26 protein-coding genes and 1 pseudogene are annotated in these 25,506 nt (G+C 59.1%); 12 read left to right on the top strand and 15 right to left on the bottom strand.

Annotated elements, in window-relative coordinates; translation table 11 throughout:
• Both IPK17_RS18220 and IPK17_RS18215 read right to left on the bottom strand, forming a co-directional pair.
• Nucleotides 1–581 (bottom strand): ABC transporter substrate-binding protein (locus IPK17_RS18220; RefSeq protein ID WP_343419112.1); only part of this gene is annotated, 581 nt, incomplete at its 3' end.
• Between the two features lie 42 nt (nt 582–623).
• On the bottom strand, nt 624–1,304 hold the full coding sequence (locus IPK17_RS18215) for an SDR family NAD(P)-dependent oxidoreductase (protein WP_343419111.1): 681 nt from the start codon (nt 1,302–1,304) through the stop codon (nt 624–626).
• A gap of 128 nt (nt 1,305–1,432) precedes the next feature.
• Between IPK17_RS18215 and IPK17_RS18210 the strand changes: the two genes are divergently transcribed.
• Together IPK17_RS18210 and IPK17_RS18205 are read left to right on the top strand one after the other, a co-directional pair.
• Complete coding sequence (locus IPK17_RS18210; protein WP_343419110.1) at nt 1,433–2,038, top strand: helix-turn-helix domain-containing protein; 606 nt, start codon at nt 1,433–1,435, stop codon at nt 2,036–2,038.
• Complete coding sequence (locus tag IPK17_RS18205) at nt 2,014–2,283, top strand: hypothetical protein (protein WP_343419109.1); 270 nt, start codon at nt 2,014–2,016, stop codon at nt 2,281–2,283. Before IPK17_RS18210 ends, IPK17_RS18205 begins: the two co-directional genes overlap by 25 nt.
• Before the next feature lie 5 nt (nt 2,284–2,288).
• Here IPK17_RS18205 and IPK17_RS18200 read toward each other — a convergent pair whose 3' ends face one another.
• Together IPK17_RS18200 and IPK17_RS18195 are read right to left on the bottom strand one after the other, a co-directional pair.
• Complete coding sequence (locus tag IPK17_RS18200) at nt 2,289–4,154, bottom strand: ATP-binding protein (protein WP_343419108.1); 1,866 nt, start codon at nt 4,152–4,154, stop codon at nt 2,289–2,291.
• 98 nt (nt 4,155–4,252) lie between these two features.
• Nucleotides 4,253–5,248, bottom strand: a complete 996-nt coding sequence (locus IPK17_RS18195) for a sigma-70 family RNA polymerase sigma factor (protein ID WP_343419107.1) — start codon at nt 5,246–5,248, stop codon at nt 4,253–4,255.
• Nucleotides 5,249–5,337: 89 nt separating this feature from the next.
• On the opposite strand from IPK17_RS18195, the gene IPK17_RS18190 reads away from it, so the two are divergent.
• Complete coding sequence (locus IPK17_RS18190; protein ID WP_343419106.1) at nt 5,338–5,796, top strand: SRPBCC family protein; 459 nt, start codon at nt 5,338–5,340, stop codon at nt 5,794–5,796.
• A gap of 48 nt (nt 5,797–5,844) precedes the next feature.
• Complete coding sequence (locus IPK17_RS18185) at nt 5,845–6,267, top strand: DUF6855 family protein (RefSeq protein WP_343419105.1); 423 nt, start codon at nt 5,845–5,847, stop codon at nt 6,265–6,267.
• A 171-nt stretch (nt 6,268–6,438) separates the two neighbouring features.
• Here IPK17_RS18185 and IPK17_RS18180 read toward each other — a convergent pair whose 3' ends face one another.
• A complete protein-coding gene (locus IPK17_RS18180; protein WP_343419104.1) occupies nt 6,439–6,825 on the bottom strand; it encodes a nuclear transport factor 2 family protein in 387 nt (128 codons plus the stop codon).
• Between the two features lie 118 nt (nt 6,826–6,943).
• Here IPK17_RS18180 and IPK17_RS18175 point away from each other — a divergent pair, with 118 nt between their 5' ends.
• From IPK17_RS18175 to IPK17_RS18145, 7 genes are all read left to right on the top strand, one after another.
• Nucleotides 6,944–7,528 (top strand): TetR/AcrR family transcriptional regulator, encoded by a 585-nt coding sequence (locus tag IPK17_RS18175; RefSeq protein ID WP_343419103.1) that lies wholly within the window; start codon nt 6,944–6,946, stop codon nt 7,526–7,528.
• A gap of 123 nt (nt 7,529–7,651) precedes the next feature.
• Nucleotides 7,652–7,807 carry a hypothetical protein gene (locus tag IPK17_RS18170; protein ID WP_343419102.1) on the top strand — a complete coding sequence of 52 codons (156 nt, stop codon included), beginning with the start codon at nt 7,652–7,654 and terminating at the stop codon, nt 7,805–7,807.
• Nucleotides 7,808–7,833: 26 nt separating this feature from the next.
• Nucleotides 7,834–9,066: a cytochrome P450 gene (locus IPK17_RS18165; protein WP_343419101.1), complete on the top strand. Its 1,233-nt coding sequence runs from the start codon at nt 7,834–7,836 to the stop codon at nt 9,064–9,066.
• 246 nt (nt 9,067–9,312) lie between these two features.
• A complete protein-coding gene (locus IPK17_RS18160; protein WP_343419100.1) occupies nt 9,313–10,689 on the top strand; it encodes a sensor histidine kinase in 1,377 nt (458 codons plus the stop codon).
• An 18-nt stretch (nt 10,690–10,707) separates the two neighbouring features.
• Nucleotides 10,708–11,115: a response regulator gene (locus IPK17_RS18155; RefSeq protein WP_343419099.1), complete on the top strand. Its 408-nt coding sequence runs from the start codon at nt 10,708–10,710 to the stop codon at nt 11,113–11,115.
• Nucleotides 11,112–11,561: a response regulator gene (locus IPK17_RS18150; protein WP_343419098.1), complete on the top strand. Its 450-nt coding sequence runs from the start codon at nt 11,112–11,114 to the stop codon at nt 11,559–11,561. The genes IPK17_RS18155 and IPK17_RS18150 overlap by 4 nt, the downstream gene beginning before the upstream one ends.
• 31 nt (nt 11,562–11,592) lie before the next feature.
• On the top strand, nt 11,593–11,982 hold the full coding sequence (locus IPK17_RS18145; RefSeq protein WP_343419097.1) for a response regulator: 390 nt from the start codon (nt 11,593–11,595) through the stop codon (nt 11,980–11,982).
• 451 nt (nt 11,983–12,433) lie between these two features.
• Here IPK17_RS18145 and IPK17_RS18140 read toward each other — a convergent pair whose 3' ends face one another.
• Complete coding sequence (locus IPK17_RS18140; protein ID WP_343419096.1) at nt 12,434–12,730, bottom strand: MoaD/ThiS family protein; 297 nt, start codon at nt 12,728–12,730, stop codon at nt 12,434–12,436.
• A complete protein-coding gene (locus tag IPK17_RS18135) occupies nt 12,727–13,842 on the bottom strand; it encodes a WD40/YVTN/BNR-like repeat-containing protein (protein WP_343419095.1) in 1,116 nt (371 codons plus the stop codon). The genes IPK17_RS18140 and IPK17_RS18135 overlap by 4 nt, the downstream gene beginning before the upstream one ends.
• Nucleotides 13,843–14,170: 328 nt before the next feature.
• Here IPK17_RS18135 and IPK17_RS18130 point away from each other — a divergent pair, with 328 nt between their 5' ends.
• Nucleotides 14,171–15,574, top strand: a complete 1,404-nt coding sequence (locus IPK17_RS18130; RefSeq protein WP_343419094.1) for a hypothetical protein — start codon at nt 14,171–14,173, stop codon at nt 15,572–15,574.
• 113 nt (nt 15,575–15,687) lie between these two features.
• On the opposite strand, the gene IPK17_RS18125 is transcribed toward IPK17_RS18130, so the two are convergent.
• From IPK17_RS18125 to IPK17_RS18090, 8 genes and pseudogenes are all read right to left on the bottom strand, one after another.
• Nucleotides 15,688–16,728, bottom strand: a complete 1,041-nt coding sequence (locus IPK17_RS18125) for a DUF4397 domain-containing protein (protein ID WP_343419093.1) — start codon at nt 16,726–16,728, stop codon at nt 15,688–15,690.
• Nucleotides 16,729–16,907: 179 nt separating this feature from the next.
• A complete protein-coding gene (locus IPK17_RS18120; protein WP_343419092.1) occupies nt 16,908–18,200 on the bottom strand; it encodes an alpha/beta hydrolase family protein in 1,293 nt (430 codons plus the stop codon).
• A gap of 101 nt (nt 18,201–18,301) precedes the next feature.
• Complete coding sequence (locus IPK17_RS18115; protein ID WP_343419091.1) at nt 18,302–19,588, bottom strand: alpha/beta hydrolase family protein; 1,287 nt, start codon at nt 19,586–19,588, stop codon at nt 18,302–18,304.
• A gap of 120 nt (nt 19,589–19,708) precedes the next feature.
• Nucleotides 19,709–20,029 carry a WD40 repeat domain-containing protein gene (locus IPK17_RS18110; protein WP_343419090.1) on the bottom strand — a complete coding sequence of 107 codons (321 nt, stop codon included), beginning with the start codon at nt 20,027–20,029 and terminating at the stop codon, nt 19,709–19,711.
• Between the two features lie 6 nt (nt 20,030–20,035).
• Complete coding sequence (locus IPK17_RS18105) at nt 20,036–20,413, bottom strand: hypothetical protein (protein WP_343419089.1); 378 nt, start codon at nt 20,411–20,413, stop codon at nt 20,036–20,038.
• Nucleotides 20,389–24,453 (bottom strand): nSTAND1 domain-containing NTPase, encoded by a 4,065-nt coding sequence (locus IPK17_RS18100; RefSeq protein WP_343419088.1) that lies wholly within the window; start codon nt 24,451–24,453, stop codon nt 20,389–20,391. The genes IPK17_RS18105 and IPK17_RS18100 overlap by 25 nt, the downstream gene beginning before the upstream one ends.
• Before the next feature lie 236 nt (nt 24,454–24,689).
• Nucleotides 24,690–24,935 (bottom strand): annotated as a pseudogene (locus tag IPK17_RS18095) (transposase); the annotation flags it as partial.
• A 368-nt stretch (nt 24,936–25,303) separates the two neighbouring features.
• A complete protein-coding gene (locus IPK17_RS18090; RefSeq protein WP_502748919.1) occupies nt 25,304–25,501 on the bottom strand; it encodes a transposase in 198 nt (65 codons plus the stop codon).
• Nucleotides 25,502–25,506 lie beyond the last annotated feature (5 nt).

Raw genomic sequence — 25,506 nt, 5'->3', positions numbered from 1 at the left:
GGGCCAGAACCGGCGGAGGCGTTCGTCAGATAAGTCACGCCATCATCATCGCCGAGGTTGGCTTCGACGACCGCAGGATTGACGATGAACAGCCACGTCAGAATGTCGAGGAAGGGGCCATACGGCTGATCCAGCACGAACTGCACGGTGTGGTCATCGACGGCGGTCGTGCCACCGGGGGAGAGCACACCCGTGAACAGCCCCGCCGCGCCTTGACCGACGCGCAGCAGACGTTCCGCCGAATACACGACTGCCGCGGCGTTCACCGGGCTGCCGTCCTGGAAGGTGGCATCCTGACGGAGCGCGACGGTGTAAGTCTTGCCGTCTTCCGACACGGTATACGATTCCGCCAGCCACGGTTCGACGGTAGGCGGGTTGCCGACATAGCGGAACAGCGAGTCATAGAGCTGCTTGAGGGTGCTGCCAATCGCCTGATCAAAGCCGACTGCCGGGTCGATGGTGTACAGTTCGACCAGCGAGTACATGACGACGGGACGGTCACCCTGCGCGCCAATGGCGGACGCAGACAGCAAACCGATCACCACGACGAGTAACAAAAGGCGGAACAACCGTGTACGCATTAAGAACCTCCGAACCACACTAATCGTAGATTTCGCTTTGGATCAAGAGCTCGCCAGTCGTGCCGCGCGGAGATTGGCGAGATACCAGATGGTATCGGCAATCGTCTCCGCGCTGATGACGAGATCACGGTCAAAATCCGGCGTCGCTGACCAGCGCATCGGCGTATCAACCGGGCCGGGGCAGAGGGCAGTGACGCGGATGCGTTCCTCGCGCAGTTCGACGGCGAGCGACCGGGCAAATCCGACCACGCCCGCTTTGGCCGCCGAATACGCGGCGACTCCGCCATAGCCGCGCAGCGCGACTTTGGAGGAGACCAGGATGATGCTGGGGTTGGCGCTGGCGCGCACGAAGCCGATGAGCTTGGTCACCGCGAGAATTGCCGTGCCTAAGTTGATCGCCAGCGTGCGGTTGAAATCTGCAAAGGAGGTTTCCGCAATCGGGCGGATCATCGCTTCGCCTGCCGTATGCACGAGCACATCGACGGCCACGTTTTTGGCTTTGAGCTGTGCGGTGAGCGCGTCGAGCGCGGGTTCTTCGGTCAGGTCAGCGGGGAAGACGTGGCAGGTGCCTCCGCCCGCGCGGATCTGCTCGGCGGTCGCCTGGAGTTTGCTTTCCGTTCGCCCGACGAGGTAGACGGTCAATCCCTGCCGAGCAAGCCGGAGCGCCGCTGTCTGTCCCATGCCCTGTCCAGCGCCAATCACAACCGCAGTGTGTAACGTCACAATCTCTGCCTTTGGGGTGCAGCCGATTAATATTACAAATGACCACGTAATGAGTTATGATTGCGGAGTATAGTGAGAGCAACGCTTTCTGTCAATAAAGTTGCTGTTGTTGGATAGAAAAGTCGGTGATGACACAAACCACGACCTTTGGCACCGCCCTCCGCGCCTTTCGGCAGCGCGAGGGTATCGGTATTTTTGATCTCGCGGCGCGTCTCGGTTGGAAAGGGACGGGGCCGGTCATCGAATTGGAGAAGGGGCGGCGGCTGCCCCGGCCCTCGACCATTGATCGCCTCGGCGCGGCGCTGCACCTCACGCCATCCGATATCGCTTACCTGCGTGGGTTGGCCGGGTACGGCAACATCACGCGCCTTCCGCCCAAAGAGCAGATCATCGCTGTGCTCGAGGCGGTCGCGGAACAGGTGCACGATTATCAGTTTCCGCTGTACATCACCGACTTTCGCGGCCTGTACTGGCTGATCAACGAGAACGAGATCACGCTGCATGACACGGGCTACAGTTCGCTCGAAGCCTCCATGCGCCATGACCTGACGGTGTTCGATGCGATTTTCGATTCGAAGCGTTCTACGCCGAGTACCCTGACTCCATGGCTGCGCGGCTGCTGCCCGCAGATTACGCGCATTTCCGCGCGGTGTGGGCGCAGGTCGAACTGGAACTCAGCCCTAACAAGCTGTTGTATCCATTCGGCAATATGCAGCACGCCAGCGTCGATCTGACGATCAGCCTGCCGGATGGACAGGTGTTCAACTTCCAGCGCGTTGAACAGCCGATTGTGCACATCGACAGCCTGTTAGACCTGATCTACTACCGTCCGGTCGGCACGGGGGCGGAACAGGACGCGACCTATGCCTACTTCGCCGCCAATCGCCCGACGCATTCCAAGCATCTGCGCCTGTGGGAGCTGGTCGACATTGACGCCGTGATCGCGGAATACAACCGGGATTTCCCCGTCGAAAGGTAGCCTCTCTAGGTGGCCGGCGTGTCGGACTGCGTGCCCCCTAATGGCCCGGTTGAACCGCGCTTGGGCAGGGGGAGGCGCACATTGACCACGGTGCTCTGACCAATCTCACTGGTGATTTGCACAGTACCGCCGAGATGCCGAACGTAGTCGCGCACGATCGTCAGACCCAGCCCGCTGCCACCGATATCGTCCGTGTTACTGGCACGGAACAGGGGTTCAAACACCTGAGCCTGTTCAGGGGCTGGAATGCCGATTCCCTGATCCGTGACCGTGATTTCAAGCAGATCAGTGGTACAGGCAACGGTGAATTCGACGGTCGCCGTCGAGAATTTGAGCGCATTGATGAGCAGCTCGGTGATGATGGCCGTGACCAGATCTTTGTCTAGGGCGAGGAGTGGCGCAGCGCACCGCGTCGTCATGTGAATGCGGTCCACCTGTTTCGTTTCCGTTTCGGCCTGGGCCGTTGCCGCCGCACACAGCTTGACGAGATCGAGCGCGACCGGCTCATTCGTCCCGAGTTCGCTTTTGGCTTGCAGGACCGTCGCAATGTTGGCTAACTGCTTCTCAAACCGCGCGATCTGCTCCTGCATCGCCGTGCGCTGGCGCTGCAGCTTTTCCGGGGGAAGCCGCAGCCCATACTGTCCGATGATCTGCGCCGACGAATTGATGATTGCCAGCGGCGTGCGGAGTTCATGATGCAGACGAGCGAGCACGCGCTGTTTTTGGCGCGCATATTCCTGTTCCTGATGCAGGACCATCGCCATGCGTTCTTTTTCCAGACGCTCTTGCTCCGCCTGTTTGTAAGCGATCAGTTCGCGTTCGGCGGCTTCCGAGCGCAGCCGCAGGTTATCCACTTCGTGGAAAGCATGCAGCGTTTGCACGCGGGATTGAATCTGCTCGCTGTTGGACTTTTGCGTCATATCCAGCAGTTCGCGGACGAGCGCGAGCGCCTGCTGATGTGCACCCTGCTGCTCATAGAAGCCGCTGAGTTCGTTGAGGATGAAGCGCAGGTTGTACCAGTCATTCTGCGCTCTGGCTTGCTCTAAGGCTTGTTCGAGATCGCGGAGACCGTCCGCATGCGCGCCCTGTTCATAGCGCAAATGGCCGCGAAAGCGCAGTAAACTGGCGCCCGGCTGCATGCCGAGTTGGTCGGTCAGCCGCCCGACCTGATCGAGGGTGGCGGTGGCGTCGTCGAGGCGTTTCAGTTCGATCTCCTGCGCGGCTACCCCGAGCAAAGCGCTGATCTGCTTGCTCAGCCACTCGTAGCGCTCGGCAGTGGCGGCAGCCTCCCGGAAGTAGCGCAGCGCCTGTTCGATTTTGCCCTGCATGCTGTATACAGACCCTATGTTATGCAAGGCGACGTATTCTGCTTGACCGCGCCGCGCGGTGCGTCCGAGTTCGAGCACCTTCTGAAAAGCTTCGATAGCGCGGTCATAGCTCCCCGTATTGAGGTGCGTAATGGCGAGTGTGTTGAGATATTTTTCCTGCAGATAGAGGTTTTGCTGGGCGGAGGCCGCAATCGCTTCATTCTGCAGCATTTCGAGCGCTTCTAAAGTCATGCCGTTGTTCAAATAGGCTCCGGCCAGCAAGGTCAGCGCGTACGCGCGTTCCAGAGGGAGATCGTGGGCTTGGGCAATGGTCAGGGCTTGCTGAGCGTACGACGCGACTTTGACGTAGTCGCCAAGGGACGTGTATAGACTGGAACACAGGTATAACGCTCGGCTTTCGCCCCGGGCATAACCGATGGCGTGGGCGAGTTGGGCGGCGCGCTCGGCGTCTGGCAACTGGGCAGCGAGGTTTTGCGGACCAGCGGCTTCAATCGCATCCAAAATGTGATCAATCTGAGCAGGCGTGACGGTAGGCTCGGTCATGAGGCGGCAAACTCTCGGCGACTAGTACGACGATGATGATCGTTTACCATACTACAGGGAGAGTTTGGACGCGAGTCGTGCGCGATAGTCCGATTATCTTAGGGCTGTGGCGGCAGTCCGAAGCGCTCGACCAGATCCGGTTTGCGGAAGGTGATGATGTCACTGATGGCGTTGCCTGCAAACGTGACGACCTGCACACCGTAGGCAGCGTAGCCGTCCGCGCCGCGCCGGTACAGTCCGAAGGCGATCTGCCCATTGGCGCGCGCGGGCAGTAAACGCCAGCCCGGCATGCCCGCGAAAACTCGCGTTCCGACGATCTGGTGAATGGCGGCCTTGCCCTGATACCACGAGGGGATCGGCGGCATGCTGAAGGTCGCATCATCGCGCAGCAGCGTGATCAGCGCGTCCACGTCGGCGGTCTCCCACGCCTGGACATAGGCGGCTAACTGTGTTTGGAGCAGGAAATCGTCCGGACGCGGCGCCGGGACATCCGGATGCGCTGCATCAAGGCTGGCGCGCGCCCGGTGCAGCGCGCTTTTGACCGCCGAAACCGTTGTTTCCAGCAGCGTGGCGATCTCCGCGGCGCTCCAGTCGAGCACATCGCTGAGGATGAGCACCGCGCGTTGGCGCGGTGGCAGCACGTGCAGCGCTGCCATGAAGGCGAGGCTCACACTCTCCCGCGTGACGACGATTTGTTCGGGGTGTTCCGCCGCCCACGGGATGAGATCATCGGGATAGGGATCGAGCCAGATCGGTTCGAGGATTGCCGGTGGCACCGAGTCGCCGCTTGGCTCCGCGGCGCGCAGCGTTTTGGGAATCACACGCCGCCGGGTCTTCTTGAGCGCGTCGAGGCAGATGTTGGTCGCGATCTTGTACAGCCATGCCCGCACGGAGATGTCCTGCGTGTAGGTGGCGCGCCGCGTCCACGCCCGCAGAAAGGTCTCCTGCACCATATCTTCCGCATCGTGCAGCGAGCCCAGCATCCGGTAGCAGTGGACTTGCAGTTCGCGGCGATACGGTTCAAGGCGGCTGCCGAATTCGTGCTGGCTCAACTCACGAAGCATGGTTGGGACTTTCTTGTCGCCCTCGTTCATAACTCATCTTATAGTGATCGTGAAAACAGCGCATCCTTTGACCGCCGTTTGTCGTTACATCACGACAGCTTACAGCAAGAGGATGACGAATGCAGAACGACGGCACAGCCACGCTAACCAAATCGCTCTTTCGGATGCAGGTCGGTGTCAGCATCAAGGTGCAGGCGGCCCCACAGAAGATCTGGTCACTGCTCACCAACGCCCGCCAGTTTCCCAGTTGGAACTCGACCATCAGGAGCATCGACGGCACGATTGCGCTTGGGCAGACGATCCAACTGAAGACGACCACCGCCGAACGAATTTTCAAGCTGAAAGTATCGCGGTTTGAACCGAACGCGCGGATGGTCTGGCAGGACGGCGCCGCGCCCATGTTTCAGGGCGTGCGCGAATTCACACTGACGCCGGAGAGCGGTGGGAGCACAGACTTCACGATGACCGAGACGTTTTCCGGACTGATGCTGCCCATGATCGCCCGGTCGCTGCCGGACTTCCGCCCGACGTTTGAGCGCTATGCCGCCGATCTCAAAGTGGCTGCCGAACGCGCTTAACCGGATCGTGTTATGCTTCAATAGTTTAGTGAGAGCAAAAGGATGCGCATGATGAGCAAAGCAGAATTCAGTGGAACAGGCACGAAAGCGGATCCGTGGGTGTTGAAGACGCCGCCGGGAACGTCGGAATATACGCTATACAAGGACGAGAGCGCGACTCCGCCCGTGCTGGTGTGTACGGTGGGCACGACGACGCTGCTCTACGATCTGCGCTGCATTGACGATTTGCACGCGATGCTCAAGGCCCACGGCGACTGGATGGAGCTCGGCAGCGCCGACGAGCAGAAGCCCGCCAAAGAAGGCACGGTCGAGGCCTGGGGACGGTCGCCGGACAATCCGGTCGGCGGGTGGTACGGCCTCAAGAAGGGGCTGCGCGGGCGTTTTGGCATGTACATTCCGCCGCTGCTCGAAGCGCTGGGTTTGGCCGAAGTTGAACACAACGCCCGCAACAATCGCATGCGCGCGCTGTAAGGGCTGGGGCACAACGTATTTCCTGAGGGGTTTCAGTACCTACCCCCATCCCAACCTTCCCCCGAATTCGGGGGAAGGCGCAAACCCGAGTCTGTTGGCTCCCCTCCCTGAATTCGGGGAGGGGCCGGGGGTGGGGTCAGTATCAGCCCTTTTCCGAGGCGAAGTTCGCCTCTAAAACATCGTGTTGTTGTTGGCCGACGTTTCGGGGATGGCTTGCAGCACATCCCAATGCTCGACGATTTTGCCGTTGTCATCCAGGCGGAAGATGTCGATGCCCGCCCAATCGCTGTCGCCCGGCCACTGCTGGTAGCAGTGCAGCACGACATAATTCCACTCGGCGATGACGCGCCGGAATTCGACGCGCTTCCCCGGATACTCCTGCGCCATGCGGATGAAATACGCGATAAACGCCTCTTTCCCATCGGGGACCGCCGGGTTATGCTGGGTGTAGTGATCGCCGCCGTACAGCGCCATCGCTTCGGCGGGCTGGCACTGGTTGAACATGAGATCGTAAAACGCCATTACCGTCTGTTTATTGCGTTCTAGTTGATCGGTCACTTGGACTCCTTGAAAAGTCAATTTGCGGGTCAAGCGGGCTGAGTTGGCAGGACGATGAGCTGGAAAACTATAACGCGGATAGAATACGCATCAAACATCCGTTGAAAGAATTTGTACCATGCCGCGACCACGCGAATTTGATAGGGACGACGTGATCAACCGGGCGCTGCGCCTGTTCTGGGAGCGCGGCTATGAAGCGACGTCGATCCGCGACCTGATCGATGCGACCGGGATCAGCAGCAGCAGCATGTACGAGGCGTTCGGCGATAAGCGTGGGCTGTTCCTCGTGGTTTTGGCGCGCTTCTGCGCTTGGGAACGCGAACGGATCGCGCAGATGGCGCTCGCTGCCGCGTCACCAGAACAGTTCGTCAGTGGTCTGTTCGGCTCAATCGAGGACGCCGTCCAGCCAACCGCAACCGCGCAGGGATCGCTCGCCTTCAACACGATGGTCGAGTTTGGCACGCGCGACCCGGATGTGACTGAGCTTTTGCTCGCCCATCACGCGGGGATCACGCAGATTGTTGCGGATGTGCTGCGCGCCGGGCAAGTGGCTGGAACGGTCACCAGCCAGCAGCACCCGCTCGAATTGGCCTATGCGATTGTCAGCGCGCTCCATGGCGTCGCGACCGTCAAAGGCGTCAAAGCGGATTTTCCGTACGCCGCCGCGATCACCCGCGTTATCCTCCGCTTACTGTATGTGTGAAAAATTCAACAAACCCTAAGCATTCTTCGACCCCAACCTCTGCTACACTAGTCCGCATTCTGAAACGACCGTTTCAAAATCGAGCACCACCGCACACAGTCAGAGTAGTAAGAGGGCAACAGCATGACAGTCACTGTACCTCCGATGGTTTCCGGCGGACTGCCCGTCATCGGGCATCTGGTCGAGATGCTGCGAAATCGCGAGAGCTTATTCAAACGAGGTTACGCCGAACACGGCGACCTGTTCACGATCAAGCTCGGGCCGCAGCCGTTCTGGTGATGATCAGGGGTGCGGAGCACAACCGCGTGTTTTACAGCGAAACGGATAAAGCGCTGAATATGCAGGAGGGCTATGCCTTCCTCAAAGCATCGATTGGCGAGGTGTTGTTCACAGCCAGCGCCGAAGCGTACTACAACCAGCGCCCGCTGCTGCAGGAGATCTTCAAGCGCGAACGCATGGTCGGTTATATCGAAGCCATGAATGTCGAAGTGCAGAAGTGGCTGGACGCGCTCGGTCAATCCGGCGAGATGGACATCACCGCCGAAATGCTGCGCCTCACGCAGTATGTCGCCGGGCGTGCCCTAATCGGTAAAGACTTTGCGCGTGAACTGGGCGACGAGTTCTGGCAGGAATACGCCGCCATCAGCGCTTCGCTCGACCCGGTGCTGCCGCCGAATCTGCCGCTGCCGAAGTTCAAGCGCCGCGACCGCGCCAAGGTGAAGATCGCCGCGACGCTCAAGCGGGTGATCGCGGAGCGCAAGCAGAACCCTGGCCAATACGACGACCTCGTCACGATTCTGCTGACAACCCAGCTCAAGGATGGCACGTTCCTGCCGGAAGAGCAGATCGTCACGATCTTCATGGGGTTGCTGTTCGCCGGGCACGAGACGACGGCGGGGCAGGCCGCGTGGTTGATCGCGCTGCTGCTGCAAAATGCCGAGTATCGGGCGCTCGTGCAGACGGAAATCCGCGAGAAGGTCGCGTACGGCGCGCAGATCGACGCGGGTGTGCTGCACGGGCTGGATCATCTGTACTGGGCAATCGACGAGACGACGCGTCTGCGTCCCTCTGCCGACACGCAGATTCGCACGGTGACGACGCCCACGCAGATCGGCGCGTACGAAATCCCGGCGGGCTGGCGCATCATGGTCAGCGCGGCGACGTCGCATATGAAAAGCGATGTGTTCGCCAACCCGGATCAGTTTGACCCGCTGCGCTATGCCCCAGAGCGCGCTGAGGGCAAGAATCCGTTTGCGATTGTCGGGTTTGGTGGGGGCATCCACAAATGCACAGGTATGAACTTCGCCAAGAACGAAATGGCGATCATCACCGCGCGCCTCTTCCAGCAGTTTGACCTCGAACTGCTCAGCCGGGAGATCCATGTTGTCACGGGCAACGGCGCAAATCATCCGTCGGCGGTGCGGGTGCGCTATCAGCGCAAGCCGCTCAGGGAATTGACCGACGCGGCGACGATCCGCGAAGCGGTCGCGGCGGGCTGCCCGCACATGAGTCAGCACGCCGCGGCGGAAGAAAATTGATCAACCTCTTTTCGATCTGCTCCTCACCCAGCTTAAATGGGTGAGGAGAAATATATATTTTCCGCGCGCTTGCCAACCCCGATTCGATGAGATGCCGCTGACAGCCGTTAGGTACGGATACCGAAGATTAGCTGACGATGATTGTGGCTAGGACTATTCTCCTTTTTTTCACAATCTAAACTCAAGATCGTTCCCTATCGCGTATAAACTTAGAATTGCATATTGCCCTACTACATTGGAGACCTCATGGGTTATCTGAATGCCACTGTGCTGTCCACAAGTCCGCGCATGCTCTGGGACAACCTAACAGCGCCAGCTTCAAGTCTTGATTTAGCCAACAAACAACGCGCCCGCTTACTGGCCGCTGTGATCCTTGGCTTTGTTCCCGTCGCCGGGATTGCCATCTTTGCGGGGACGATCAGCAGCCTGATCACCGGGGTAGACGCTCCGCCTCCCCCAGCTGCGCCCATCGTCGCCTGGATACTGGCATTCATCGCCTATTTTCTGAGCCGCACCGCCAATTATCGCTGGGGCGCACTGCTCATCATCGCCATTCCGCTTCTGGCGACAGTGGGTATTGTCGCAACCGCTGAAGGTAGTAACACCAATCCGACGATCTATTTCTTCATGTCGCTGTCCATCTTGTTAGCCAGTTTGCTGCTCACGGCGCAGGCGACGGTGATCACCGGCATTGTCGCGATCATCGCCATCATCATCGCTTCGTATGAGAGATCACAGACCGGAACTATTGATGTCGGTTCGATGTCCTTCGCGCTGATTATCACCGTCACCAGCGCGCTGGTGAGCAGCATTCGCGACCAGAACCTGAATGCGCTGCAAGCTTCTCAGGCGGAACTCCAACAGCAGGTCATCGAGACCCGCCAAGCGCGTGAGCGGGCTGAACAATCAGACAAGGTGAAATCCGCCTTTCTTGCGAGTATGTCGCATGAACTCCGGACGCCCCTGAATGCCATCATCAACTTCACTCGCTATGTCGCCAAAGGTTCAATGGGACCGGTCAACGAGCAGCAGTCGCAAACGCTGGGCGAAGTGGTTGACAGCGCGAAACAACTGTTGAATCTCATTAATGACGTGTTGGATATGTCGAAAATCGAGGCAGGTTCGCTGAATCTGTTCATCGAAGACAACGTCAATGTGCGCAACATTCTGGATAATCTGCTCTCAACCGGAAAAATCCTCTTGGTTGAAAAGTCCGTTGAGCTGCAAGCAGAGATACCCGACGACCTCCCGACGATCCGTGGTGATCGGCAGCGCATTCTCCAAATCCTTTTGAACATCGTTGCAAACGCTTGTAAGTTCACCGAAACCGGCACAATAAACGTCAGTGCTGTGCATTCTGGCGATGAAATCGTCTTCTGCATTCGCGATACCGGGCCGGGAATCGCTCCCGAAGACCAAGCGGATGTCTTTCAAGCATTCAAGCAAACGACATCCGGATTGCGGCAGGGTGGCGGCACCGGGTTGGGGATGCCGATTTCCAAAAGCCTGGCCGAAGCCCATGGCGGACGCTTGTGGTTGGAAAGCGAATTACATAAGGGATCGAGCTTCTATGTTGCTCTGCCGATCAAGTCTGCGCTGTTGGCCCCGTCCATTTCAGCCTGAACTGTAGAGGAATAGGTCATGCACAGCAAACCACATATCCTGTATGTTGAGGATGAAATTCGCAGTCGTCGTGTTATGCAGATGATCACGAGTGATCTCGACCTGCCGGCTGTCACGCTTTTTGAGGACAGTACTGACTTTCTGGAACGTGTCCTCGCCCTATCGCCGAAGCCCGACCTGATTTTTCTCGACATCCATATGAAGCCCTATACCGGTTTCCAACTGCTGGAAATGCTGCGTGCGTCAGGTGGTTTTGAGACCATCCCGATTGTCGCGATGACGGCCAGCGTCATGAATGAGGAAATTCAAGCACTGCGTACAGCGGGTTTTGATGGGTGTATCGCCAAGCCGATTGATTTTGACTCGTTCCCGGAGATTCTGAACCGCATCATGAGCGGCGAAAAAGTCTGGAGGATTCTGGGATGAGCACGATAACTGAACCGGGGTCGCTTAGGCACAAGACGATCTTCATCGTTGAAGATAACATCCAGAATCGCCTTGTCTTTCAAATGACCTTGTCCATGAGTGGTGCCCGGGTGGAATTTGAACGTACCGGGCGTGAAGTCGTCACCCGCTTGCGCGCGCTGCAAACGGTGGATCTTATTATCCTCGACTTAATGCTCTTCAACGGGCGGTCGGGGTTTGATGTCTATGCCGACATTCGGGCGGTTGAAGCCTTTGATCCTATTCCCGTGGTCGCGGTGTCCGCGATGGAGCCCGCCATTGCCCTGCCCAAAACACGCCAATTGGGCTTTAACGGGTTCATCGCCAAACCCGTTGATGATGAGCTGTTTCCCGGGCAGCTTGTCCAGATTCTTGCAGGTGAACAAGTTTGGTACAGTGGCGGACATTATCACACGGTAGCCCCGTAAATCGACCGTATAAACACAGCAGGAGTTCGTTGTGAGCAAAGCGCATGTCCTAATCATCGACGACAACGTCAAAAATGTGAATGTCCTCGCCAATCTGTTGGATGACGAAGACATCAGTCATACCGAGGTCACAAACCCGCATCGATTGGAGCAGACCTTCGAGAGCATTGAAGGCGTGAACCTGGTCTTTCTCGATCTCGAAATGCCGGGTATCGACGGCTATCAAGTCCTTGCCCGCATCAAATCAGATGAACGCTTTAATGGCGTGCCGGTCATCGCCTACACCGTTCACGTGAGCGAGATTCACGCTGCCAGCCAATCCGGTTTTGACGGCGTTTTGGGTAAGCCAATCGACCCGGATCGCTTCCCCGATCAGATTGCGCGTTTACTCCGTGGCGAGGCCGTCTGGACGACGACCTAATCCGGAATCAACTCAAGGCATTGCACTCTGAAAAAGACAGGCGTGGACAATATCCACGCCTGTCTTTTTGGACCCCCCCCCGGCCCTAACAGGGTAGGGTTTTCGCTTCCCCTGAATACGTTTTTCTCCGCTGGGGACCTGTAGGGACGAGGCATGCCTCGTTTCCTCTGGATTAGGCAATGTTGTCTGTGAAAGCAAAAGAGGTGTTTTAACGGATAGGGTGGTTGTGAGCCAGGAGGACGAGGCGCCTCGTCCCTGCGTTAGAACTACCCCTGAGAGCCCCGGCCCCTCCCCGAATTCAGGGAGGGGAGCCAGCAAAAACGCTGTTCAGCGCCCCTCTCCCCGCTTGCGTGGGAGAGGGGTTGGGGGTGAGGGGGAGACGCGAATAAGGCTTATCCCTAACTGACGTTATTTTAGTACTGTCCGTTAAGGAGGCTGCTGGTTGAGCGCTTCACCCGCCGGCCATCGCGCCGATGATGCGGAACGGTTGCTTACCGGCGGTGACTTCTTCGGGCACGGGGGCATCCGGCGATTCATGTGAGATGTCTTCACCATTCGCATAGAAGCGCACGAACGGGCGGCGCTGTTTGGTCGCGCTGTCGCGGATCGTGCCGCGCAGCATCGGGTAGGCGGCTTCCAGCGCATCAAGAATTTTGCGCTGCGTAATCGGCTCCGCGACGTCAAGCTCAACCGGCCCGGACACACGCGCCAGCGTGCGCAGGTGGGTGGGCAGCGTCACGCTAATCATGGCAGAACCTGCACCTCAACCGACAGTACCGGGGGCAGATCGTGCACAATCGCCTGCCAGTGATCGCCGGAATCAGCGGAGACGTACACCTGACCGCCGGTCGTGCCGAAGTACACCCCGCACGAGTCCAGCGAATCAATCGCCAGCGCGTTGCGCAGCACGTTCACGTAACAGTCACTTTGCGGGAGGCCGTCCGTCAACGCTTCCCACTCGTTGCCGCCGGAACGACTGCGGTACACGCGCAGTTTGCCATCCGGCGGGAAGTGGTGTGAATCGCTGGTGATGGGCACCACATAAATCGTATTCGGTTCGTGGGCGTGCACGCCGATGGGGAAACCGAAATCGGTCGGCAGGTTGCCGCTGATCTCGTGCCACGAGTCGCCGCCGTTATCGGAACGCATAACGTCCCAGTGTTTTTGCATGAAGAGAATATTCGGGCGCGAGGGGTGCATGGCAATACTGTGCACGCAGTGTCCCACTTCTGCGGTCGAATCCGGGAGTTCGTAGGGTGACACCAAGCCCTGATTCGCGGCGCGCCACGTCTGCCCGCCGTCATCGCTGCGGAACGCGCCCGCCGCTGAGATCGCGACGAAGATCCGGTTAGGGTCATTGGGGTTGAGCACGATGGTGTGCAGGCACATACCGCCCGCGCCGGGCTGCCACAGGTTGCCCTTCACATCGCGCAAGCCAGACAGTTCCTGCCACGACTTCCCCCCATCGGCGGAATGAAACAGGGCGGCATCTTCAACACCCGCGTAGAGCGAGTCCGGATTGGTCGGCGAGGGTTCGAGATGCCACACGCGCTTAAACTCCCACGGGTGCTGCGTGCCGTCGTACCATTGGTGTGTGCCGGGCGTGCCGTGGTAGGCGAACTCATTGTTCATCGTCTCCCACGTTTTGCCACCGTCGTCCGAGCGCTGAATGATCTGCCCGAACCAGCCGCCCGACTGGGAAGCGTAGATCCGGTTGGGATCGCTCGGCGTCCCCGTGATGTGATAGATCTCCCAGCCGGGGAAGTGTGGGCCTTCGACCGTCCAGTTTTTGCGCTGTTCGTCGGAACGCAATACGAAAGCGCCTTTGCGTGTGCCAACCAGTACACGGACTTCGCTCATATGATTACCCCTTGAGATGCGGATTAGGCAAATATCAGAATAGAACAATTGTTCATTTATGTCAAGCCTATGCCGGACTCGAGTGCTGGCGGCTGGGGAGTGCGCCGCCCGATTTGGTTGTTGTACGCTAAATAGCGTATAGTGATAGGGCACGAGTCCGACAACAGCCAGTCCTCTCGACCGCTGCTTGGTTCAGCGCAGGGTGGTTTCTGTATTTCCTGAGTACTCTCGCTCAGGGAGTATTGACGTCTATGGGCGCCTTCAGCCAGATTGCTGGCTCGTGCAAATCCGTTTCGAACGTAGATAGGGTGTATAAGGGCAGCGTCACATGCAGCAAACGTCGAACAGCAGTCAGAATATCGTGTTTAAATTCCTACTTGCTTCACTCCTCGTTTATGCCCTGATGGGCGTGTTTTCGGGCGTACCCGCCAGCGCGGATTTCACCGCGTTTATCGTCGGGTTGGTCATCCTGTTTGCCGGGTTAGTGGGGCTGCTCGCTTTCGGGTGGTATGCCGTTGTCAAACCGCTGCCCGCGCACCTCACGCCGAGCAAAAATCTGCCGCTGACTCGCGGACTGCGTCAGGGCGTGGCCTTGGCGCTCACGCTGCTGAACACCATCGGCATCATCGGCGGTCTGTGGGATGTGACGTGGCATGTCCGCTCCGGGCTGCCTTTCGGCGAAGACTTTTTCTGGGAACCGCATCAGTTCATTTACGTCGCGCTGCTTGTGCCGATCCTTATCGGAGCGTTCCTGTGGGTGCGCGTGCTGCGCAACAGCACCGGCACGCTGCGGCAGCGCCTCAAAGCGGATATTCCGGTCACGCTGATCATCGTCGGCAGCATGTTGAGTCTGTTCACGCTCCCCGCCGATCCGCTGTGGCACTTCCTCTACGGCGAAGACCTGACCGGGATGAGCGTCCCGCACCTCGTGTTCAGTGTGTCGAGCACGATCACCGCGGTCGGCGTGTTGAGCATCCTGCTCTCGTATACGCCCGCTCGGAAGACGTGGGCGAGCATTTTCAAGCTCAGCCGCCTCGAACTGCTGATTGTGTTCTCGCTGGCGCTGATGTTCGTCTCGCTGCTCATCCCCATGCTCGGGGATTGGGAAGCGGTGGTACTCGCGCCGGATACGCTGCCGCGCCTGCCCGCGCTGGTCGAAGCGCGACCTGATTGGGCGCTGCCGTTCCTCGCCGCGTTCGCCGCGTTGTTCCCTACAACGATGGCGCTCCACATCACCAAACGCTTCGGCACGGCGACGTCTTTGTGGCTGATCGCAGCGGTCGTGCGCAGCGGTTCGTTCCTGATCCTTGGCTACGGTGATACAGGCTTATCGACGATGCTGCTTACCCTGCCCTTGGTCATCGCGTTGGACATCGCCGTATGGTATCGTGTCTCACGCGGACAGGCTATCAGCCCGATCTTCACGGCGCTTGTGGTTACGGTGGTCGGGACGGTCGCGCTGCTCCCGCAAATTCCGCTGTGGTTTACCGATCCAATTCTCAGCACTGGCAACGTGCCGCTGATGATCCCCGCTCTGTTCGTGGGCGCGCTGGTCTCCACGTGGATGGCCGGGCAGCTCGGCGAGGTGGTTGCCAATACACCGCGCTTCGCCCAGCCCGCCGAACAGCCGATTATCGTCCGCTCGGCGGCGCGGGTCGTGTCGGTGGCCGCTGTGGTCATCGCCGTGATCGCCGCCTTCTTCATCGTCACCTCGACCATGCCCGGCGCATAGTCGGATTCGCAGCGGGGCAGCGCCGTCGAATTTTGGTGGGCTGCCCCAGCGTACCCTATATTAAAGCGGCTGTCCTGAGCACGTCAGGACAGCCGCTTTTTTGCCGTTAGACCTTACTCCGCTTCGCTCACCGTCAGCGTGAATTCACCCGTGCCGATGTCGATGAACGTCGCCGCCTCGATGATGAACGTCCCAGCATCCAGCTCGATTCCATTCCAGCCGGCGTCGAAAATCCCTTCGGCGTTATTATCCTCTGTCAGTTCTCCATTTTCATACAGTAGGTTCCCCGCCGGATCGTAAATCCGCGCAACAGCATCCAAGCCTGCCGCGCCAGACTCGACGATATCGAGTACGGCTGGCTCAGCCAGTGTCAGGGTGAACTGCACACGCTGACCCATTTCCGTGAATTCAACGGGCAGCGCATCTCCCACCGCGATGGGGCCGCCATCGAGGATGGTGAGTTCACCCTCAAACTGCCCGGTGTACAGCGCCGTATAGCCGTCCCACTGAGCGCCGGAGAATGCCCCCGAAAACACGAAGACGGCGAAAAAGTGCGCCGGGCTGCCAACGGCCTCGGGCACATCGAGGACCACTGCCTCCGGGTTACTGTCGGCGATGATGAGTGTGCCGCTGCCTTCGGTTGCGTCTTGCAGGACGAAATAGTCGCCGTAAACCAGATCATCGAAGTACAAGTCACCGTCAAAGAAACCATCGATTGACTGAATACCCGTGAGGTTATTGATGATGATCGAGACGGCGCTCAGGTTGATGTCCGCTTCGGCGATGGCTGCCGTTTCGTCAATCAACGTGAAGTGCAGATCGTTCAATGACACATTCCCCAGCACTGCCAGCATATACCGGTGTCCCGCTTCGAGCGTGAACTCCTGTTCGCCGATGAGCGCCGATGCCAGCGGTTCAGCCTCGGCGGTCACCGCGAACGTGTGTACGCCTGCTGCCAGATCGAGATAGCTGGCAGGCAGCGTCATCGAGCCATACAGCACGGGCGTGCCGTCGGTCCCCGCCACAAGCTCCCCGTCGATGTAAAGATTGACAGCGGGCGCGTCGAAAACATAATGCCCGACGCGCAGTTGCGCGCCGTCAGTCTGCGCTGAGGTTACGGTCGCGCCAAGCAGCAGCAAGCATAGGATCAGCAAGCCTATCCGTGCGAACCCGCGAAACTTCCCGTTTAATTGAGCTGAATTCCATTGGTGTTGCATGGTCTTGCTCCTCAAAATGGGTAAGTAATATCCTTGCACGGGGCGCATCTGCCCCGCCATTGCATGACTTGCCAATGGCGGGCACAAACGACACCAACCGCTAGAACCCTTGCGCCTCATAGGTGATACCGGGGAAGCTCACCGCCTCCGGCGCCAGCGCGGCATGAGCGTCCGCGTCGCCCTTCAGGATGTCGAGCAGGAATGCTGTGGTGAAGTGACCACGAGATCATGGGCGCGATCCCATCCCATACGGGATCGGCACAGTCGTAATAGTAGATGTCACCGAGCCACGGGACTACCGTACACGAATTGATGATCACTCCGTGCTCAGCGTTTTCAAAAACGACGTGCGTTTTGACCGTACTGCCGAGGTGAGCATAGATCGGGATACTGGAGTGTTCAGGGACGTTAGATGTATCGCCCGTTGAACCAAAAACCATCGTTGGGACAGTGACCGAGGTTATACCGCTGTAATCCGACCCCCAAATGTCGCCGTCAGCATCTAGCGCGATAACGGCATCCACCCGCGCATCATACGACTGTGGCCATGCGCCCTCCGGTGCTGCATCTAATCCGTACAGTGCGGCGATTTCGTCCTGATGCGGTGCGAACTCCGTACAATCATATACCCAAGCTGCGCCGTCAGCTTGGCTTAAGAAGGTCGGGCAGCCGCTCAAATTCATCTGCGCGCCGCCGCCCACCAACGCCGTCCAGCCACCCGACGAGACACCCATGACCGCCAACGTGTCAACGTCGATCAACCCCTCAAGTTCGCCTCCTGCCGCCGTCAACTGATCGGCATACTGGATCGTCAGTTGGGTTTCAGTGGGACGCGAATACGCACCACCCCAGCCATTCCAGACACCGTCCACGTCTATCGTTTCGCCGTTATGCTCCATCGCCATGACGACAAAGCCATGTGATGCCAGATGCTCCATCAAGTAGCTGGACTGCTGACGATACCCGAGCAGCCCCGGCGAGTTGATCACTAACGGATAGGGCCTGTTTCTCGTGTCGGGTACCGCATTCGCCAGCGCGTGCCCGGTGATCGGACCTTCAAAGTCAGCGGGGAATCCAACCGACACATTCCATTCAGCCGAGGTGAAGTAAGTGATGCCTTCGGCCGCTCCATCCGGGTTAAGGGCGGGATACCAGACCGTCACCCAGAAATGATTCTCGCCTTCCGCAATCGAATAATCACGCACGCCAACCCAATAGGGACCGTGGAGGGCATACGTCGGGGCGTCGGGGCGGAGACCGACCTGAGGCGGAACAAGCGGCGTCGTATCCTGCGCCGCGATGGGGACGACCACGACGGAAACCAACAGCAGAAACAGCATGAACAAGCCTATCCGCGCGAACCCGCGAAACTTCCCGTTCAATAGAGCCGAATTCCATTGGTGTTGCATGGTCTTGCTCCTTAAATTGGGTAAGTAGTTGCCTTGCACGGGGCGCATTTGCCCCGCCATTGCATATGTTTGCCAATGGCGGGCATAAACGACACCAACCGCTAGAACCCTTGCGCCTCATAGGTGATTCCGGGGAAGCTCACCGCCTCCGGCGCGAGGGCGGCATGCGCGTCCGCGTCGTCCATCAGGATGTCGAGCAGGAAGGCTGTGGTGAAATGGTTCATCAGGTCATGGGCGCGGTTCATGTCCCAGACCGGATCCGAGCAGAAGAAGAAGATTCCGAGATCGACAATCGAGGGCGCATCAGCACAACTGGAACTAGCGACGAAATGGCCGGCGTCTGTGAGTGTCACCAAAATCTTCTGTTGGCTGGCGACATTGTCGTAGGTGGGGCGGACACCCCACATATAGGGCGTGGAGGTATCGAGCGTGCCACCAATCGCGAGGACGGGCATCGTGATTTCCGCCAACCCCTGTTCGCCGAACATATACGAATCGCCCGCGATCGTGACGATGGTGTCAACGCGTGGATCGCCCGTAGAAGGCCACAAGCCTTCTGGCGCGGCGTCCAGCCCGGCCAGTTCGGCCATCTGTGCCTGTGAATTGGCGAAGACACACAAAAACTGATCGGGATCATCCGCTGCCAGCCCCGCGCAGCGCTCGGCGTAGGCGTTCATGTCATAACGCGCACCGCCCGCGGCGAGCGCCGTATAACCGCCATAGGATTGTCCCGCCACCGCAATGCGCTCCATATCGATCAACCCGGCCAAGTCACCATCGGGTGCAGTCAGGGTCGCCGCGTAATCGATCGTGTGCGTGATAGCATACGGACGGTCAACGGTGGTTCTGACCAGATCGGAAGACGTCTCGTCCGTGAACTCCTGATGATCCGGCCCAACGACGACGAAGCCATAAGAGGCGAGGTGCTCAACGAGCCAAGCATAGAAGATATCTTCGCTCCCCCACCCATGTGAGAACACGACCAGCGGGTAAGGCGCAGCGGTCGTATCTGGCGCAGCATCAACGAGGGCGTGCCCCGCAATCTCGGAACTGCTATCCATCTGATACTTGGCCCAGCTAATGACGTAGGTGGTCGCTTCCGCAGCGCCATCGGGGTTCAGCGCCGGATACCAAACGCGCACCGTCTGCGGATTGTCTTCACCTTCCAGCGCAAAGCTCTGCGTGCCGACCCAGTACGGGCCGTGCAGGGCATAGGTCGGCGCGTCGGGGCGGAGACCGACCTGCGGCGGTGCGACGGGCGCCGTGTCCTGCGCCGAAATGGGGATAACCACGGCCGAGCCTAACATCAAGCACAGGATCACCAGCCCCGTCCACGCCAATCTGCCAAATTTCCCGCTGAGTCGAGCTGAATTCCATTGATGTTGCATGGTCTTGCTCCTTCAATTGGGTAAGTAGTAGCCTTGCACGGGGCGCATTTGCCCCGACAATCACCGAAAGCCATCGTCTGTTGGATAAATCAGTGTGTGGTTAGGTTGAACGGATCCGGGTCATGGTGTGCCTCCGTCAGCCGGGCACTGCGGTTCGATCTGATAGAGCGACCGTTCCGCGCAGGTGAACTCGCGCACATAGCGCTGAGTCTCAATCCAACTGAGCAGTTCGCTCAGGCTGGGCTGCGCGACATTCCACTCGGTAGGAATACCCGGGAAGGTTAAGGAGAATGCCGATTCTCCATCTGGACGAAAACGCAATGAGAAGATAAAACTGCTCTGACGGGGGGCGCGCCAGATTTCGCGCCCTGACTGATAACCCCACAGGATAATCTCACCGTTGTCGCTGCCCGTGATGACCTGCTGTTGATTGGTACTCAACTCAATCTACCACTCTCCTGCCGTGCCGCTACCGCTGAACGAGCGGATCACCTGCCCGCTCTGATAGTCGCGTTCCTGTAAGGTGGCGCTCAAGTCGCCAAGGAAGAAGGTGGCAGGCGTCGGTCCCCACTCTAAGGCATAGCCTACGCTCGTGGTCGCAATGGTCCGCAGCACCTGACCAAACGTGGGCGAAGCCGGATCAATGTCCCATTCCGTAATGCCCGTCACATACGCCGACACGGTGAACGCGCGCCGGCCATCGGCGGTGGGGAGGATGCTCGACACATCCTGACCTGTTTCGAAGCGGGTCATTTGCGTTCCCGTCCGGGCGTCCCACATGACGAATTCGCCCTCCCCGATCAAGTTCTGCGTGCCGACGAGCATGTAGTGACCGTCAGGCGTGAAGGCAAAGGCGCGCGGGTAAAACTGCAAGCCGTCGAAGGCGTAGATAAGTGTGCCATACGCGGGTGAAGCTTCATCAACGTTCCATAAGTTAAGGTCTTCGCCGTGCTGCCACCGAACCAATCACCGGAACCAACGAGCAGCGCAGCCCCATCCGGACTATAGACGCCGGGGAATACCGCGCCTTGCTGTCCCGGCAAGCGGGTGCGGCTGGTGCCGTAGGTGGGCGACTGGGGATCGACATCCCACAGCAGCACCTCGCCTGTATCGACCGTCCCGACTGCCATGCGCCGCCCGTCCGCGCGCAGATCAAGCGATTCGAAGCCGGTGCTGATCGTGGGATCGGCATAACGATGCACAACGTGATCAGCCGTCATCGTCCACAGCATGACGCCGCCGTTGGGCAGACCACCGAGTACAAACTCACCGGATGGGGCAAAGGCGAGTGCGGTGACATCATACATCGTATCGTAGCCGCCCGTCGGATCGGTGATCAGATAGCCGGTCTCACTCCACTGATCGAATTCTTTGATGATCAGTCCGCCGCCGAACTCGACGACGAAGCGATTTCCATCCGGCTGGACGGCGAGTGATTGCATGAGCGTTGCGCCGTTGACCTGCTGTAGCTCCTCGCCCGTTTCGAGTGACCAGAGGCGCGCACTGAAATCTTCACCGCATGACACCGCACGCTGCCCGTCCGGGTGGAAGGCGAGGGCAAGCACAGACCCCGTATGCCCGACCAGCCGGCGCACAATTTCGCCCGTTTGCACATCCCACAGGATCACTTGCGTATCTGCGCCGCCGGACAGCACTTGGAGTCCATCGGGGCTGAAGGCGACCGCGTTCACGCTGCCGTCATGCGCTTCCAAGCGCCGGAGGATCGTTCCTTCTGTCGGATCGATCACGGCGATCACACCCCTGTCAGTCGCTGCCAGCAGCAGCGTGCCGTCGGGACTCTGCGCGATCTGCTGGATACCGCCCAAGTCGAGATCGTATTGGTGGACGATGCGCCCGCCGTCGATATTCCATAAGGCAAGGCTGCCATCGGCGGACGCCGACCAGACACTCCGACCGTCGGGTGTAAAGACAGCGCTTGTGATCGTGTCAGTCTGCCCATGCAAGCGTTGGGTTTCGGTGGCAGTCTCAATATCAAAGAGGACGATTTCGCCAGAAGTACACCGTTCACCCTGTAAATCGGCACAGCCCGCCGCCAGTATCAACTGCGAATCCGGGCTAACGGCGACGGCCTTGACCGGACTCGTGAGCGCCGTAAGTACGGCGCGACTGCCCGGCTCATCAGCGACGGCACGCAGCACCCGCTCAGCCTCGGCGGGCGGATCCGGGATGTGATAGGCTTCGAGCGCCAGCATGAGCGCCAGTTCGGTGCTGCCGGTGGCTTGTTCATCTTCGGCGGCGTTCGCTAGAACCAAGCTGTGGTTGACTTCGGCTTCGCGCTCCGCCCGCGTCAAATTGGCTTGACTGGTGGCGTAGGCGCCTTGGATTTGGGTTTCTCGATCCAAGGCAAACAGCGCGAAGATCGTCACGCCGATGAACGCCAGCGCTAACATGATGACTAATCCGCGCAGGAAATTGCGTGATCGGCGTTCCAGCCGCTGCTCGCGCGCCTGCCGTTCCTGCTCATCGGTCTGTTCCTGCTGACGTTGGGCGAGGCTGGCGTCCAGATACGCCCGTTCTTCCGGGGTGAGCGCGAGCGTGGTGCTGGCGGTCCACTTCTCAAATTGCTCTAGGCGCGCCCCACGCAGCAGGAAACTGGTATCGTTGTGCGCGGCACTCCAGTCGGCGACGGCGGCGGCGAGCTGGCGCTGCGAGCGAATCTCATGGCGGCTGGCGTTCAACCACGCGCGCAGGCGCTCCCATTCGCGCAAAATCGCCTCATGCGCTACTTCGACGGTTGGGGCGCGGGTGGCGGGATCATGGGCGAGCGACAGCAGACGATAGGCAGCAAACGTGTCGATCAGGTCGTCCATCACCTCGGCATCGGCGGCGATAGCAATCAACTCCGTGCGCAGCGTGCGCCGCCGCGTATCCTCAACGCCTTCGCCGAGCGTGACCAGTCGCAGGAACATCTGTTGGGCGGCCGACTGCTGGGTTGGTGTCAATTCCAGATAGATCTCGTCGGCGCGTTTGGCCAGCGCCCCGCTGATCTTGCCGAGCGCTCGGTAGTTTTCATGCGTGATGACCTGTGACTGCCGCTGTTCGAAGAGTTCTGTCAGGGCATACTGCAGCAGCGGCAGCGCGCCGGGTTGATAGTGGATTTCCTGAATGATGGACGGGATTAAGCCCGTCTCATAGGTCACGCCGACGCGCGCCGCGGGTCGGGCAATCGCGCGCTCCAGGCCTTCAGCCGACAGCGGCAGAATCGTTTCCATGCGACTGCGGACCAGTTCGCCAAAATCGGGGTACTGCAGGGGACGGTCGTAGAAATCGGCGCGTAGGGTAATCACGACGCGTACCCGACTGCGTGGTTCCGTCACCGCCGCGTGAATCAGATCGAGGAAGTGAATGCGCGCGCGTTCATCGTCGAGCAGGGTGAATACTTCCTCGAACTGGTCAATGACCAACAGGAGGTCGCCATCTTCCGGGAGTACGATTTGCGCCGCGCGGATCAACCCGCGCGCATCGCGTTCAAGATGGTCGCGCACATGGTGGGCTTGAGTCGCGGCAATCCGCGTGAGCGCGACCTCCAGTTCGTCGAGCGGGTGGCTGGAGGGCAGCATTTCGGCGATATACCAGTGTTCCGAATCGGGGACAGCGCCGCGCCACAGTGCCGGGATCAAACCCGCCTTAACCAGACTGGATTTGCCGCTGCCGCTGGGGCCGATCACCGCTAAAAAGCGGTGTTGTTCGCCAGTTTCACTCAACCGTTTGACCAGCTTGTCGATCAGCTTCTCCTGACCGAAGTAATCGGCGTAGTCTCCCGATTTGACGGCGCGCAGTCCCTTGTCCGGGTTTTCTACGGGCAGCATCGACGTGGTGAGGGTGAAGCCTTCCAACGTGGTGATCGCGCCCGCCGCTGGGTCGGCACCCGCGCGGATCAGGTTGAGTTCACGCGCGCGGACAATCGCCTGAACGCGGCTGCGAACGCCCAATTTGCGGTAGATCTGCGTGATGTACCATTTCACAGTTCCCACAGTGAACGTCAGGCGCTGCGCGATCTCTTTGTTCGGCAGCCCGGCGATGATTAGACCGAGGATTTCCTGTTCGCGCAGCGTGAGGATTTCGACCAGATTATCTGTTGGCTCCACACCCGCTGCCGAAGCTGCTTGCCGGAAGGCCGCGCCCAGTTCCGCCGCGCTGGTGTAGCGCTTGGCCGGGTCCTTGGCCGTGGCTGTGTGGATCACAGCGTTGATGGCGAGCGGAATATTCGGCAGCGTGATCGCTGGCAGCGGCTCGTTGAGGTGCTTATACAACCGTTCCACGGAGGTGATGTTGGGGAAGGGGTGGGCTCCGGTCAGCATCTCGTACAGGACGACGCCGAAGCTGTAAATGTCAGTGCGCGGGGTGATCGGTTCGCTGCGCGCCTGCTCCGGCGAAATATAGTCGAGCGTTCCCAGAATGACATCGGCGCCCGTGTTTTCACCTTGCGGGTTGGTCAGGTCTTTGGCGATTCCAAAGTCGCCTAAGTAGGCATTTCCATCTTCATCCAGGAAGATATTGGCGGGTTTGAGGTCCCGGTGCACCACGCCGCTGCGGTGAGCGGCTTCCAGCGCCGCCGTGATGTGCTCGGTTATCTGGAGGACGTTTTCCAGACTCAAGGGGCCGTCGGTGAGCGCTTGCCGCAGCGTGCCGCCTTTCAACCAGCGCATGACGAGATATGCCCCGTCGGGGTCGCGCCAGTAGTCATATAACGGAACCACATGCAGGTGCTCAAGGCGGGCGATGAGTTCGGCTTCCGTTTCAAAGCGGCGGATGAAATCGGGCAGGTTGGCGATCTCCGGCAGCACAACTTTGATGGCGACGTCCCGTTTGAGACCTCGTCTGGTAAGCGCGGTAGACTGCACCACTCCCACCGGTGCCAAGGAGTTCGCGTAGTTCGTAACCCTTGATCTGCTGTCCGAGCGCCGCCGATTCCATCGTGTGTCCTCCGCGCTGCATTGATGTTATTTGTAGTATAAGCCCGGACATTACCGCATGGCGCACGGACCTGACCTTTTCCTGACCCCCTTGATCTTGATTGCCAATCTGGGCGTTCATCAGAAAACTGTATAGTTAACCTGAGTTTCGGATAGCTAGAGTACTAAAGCAATGGCCGGAGCCTAACGAGCCGACCAGTCGATAGTGAGTTTCTTGGGTTGCTACATGTAAGCAAGAAACCCGTCACGACATTGACCACGAAGTTGACCGGGCTGCGATGGCGCGAATGCTCGATTTGCGACTGATTCTTCAACGGATCATTGATCGTCTCGATTATGAAGCGATTACGCAGTAGCAGCTTGTCGCTCAGGAGCATCAAACGGTCTTTCATATTGGCTTTGATCCCCGTGCTGAACTAAGCCAGTGTCCGAAATACGACAAAACAGGCCACGGCAGGCCAATCGCTACGTAGCATAGAGTCTTTTGGGGGACAGCGGACGCAATGATGCAGTTTAACTTATGAATACGGAGATCGTAGGGACAGCGCAGGCGCTGTCCGCTGCGAACGGACAAGGCAGGCCTTGTCCCTACAAACACCGTCTTCTTTTCTTAAAATGCATAATTGCGTCCCTACGAGAAAAGTGTGGTTGTGTAGGGACGCGATGAATCGCGTCCGCAATAGCCCAAGACCGACAGGTAACCCGGTTTCACGGCATGCTCCGCACTTACCGGCCTGCCTTGTCCTTTGGCTGACAAACGGTCATTGGCTTAGAACCTCTAGTTCAACAACGCATGAAAGAGCGACTGCGAGCGATAGCCCTGATCGCCAAAGAGTTTTCCAAAGAAGGCGTGAACCAGTTTGGAAACGGGTTTACGGTCGTCAACATTCCCCAGGGTAAGTGTGAAGGCAAGGATTTCCCCATATTCGTTGATCACCGGATGAAGTTTGAAGCCATAAACCATCCAAGGGGACATTGACC

Source organism: Candidatus Flexifilum breve, assembly GCF_016713355.1.
This window is presented reverse-complemented; position numbering and strand designations above follow the sequence as displayed.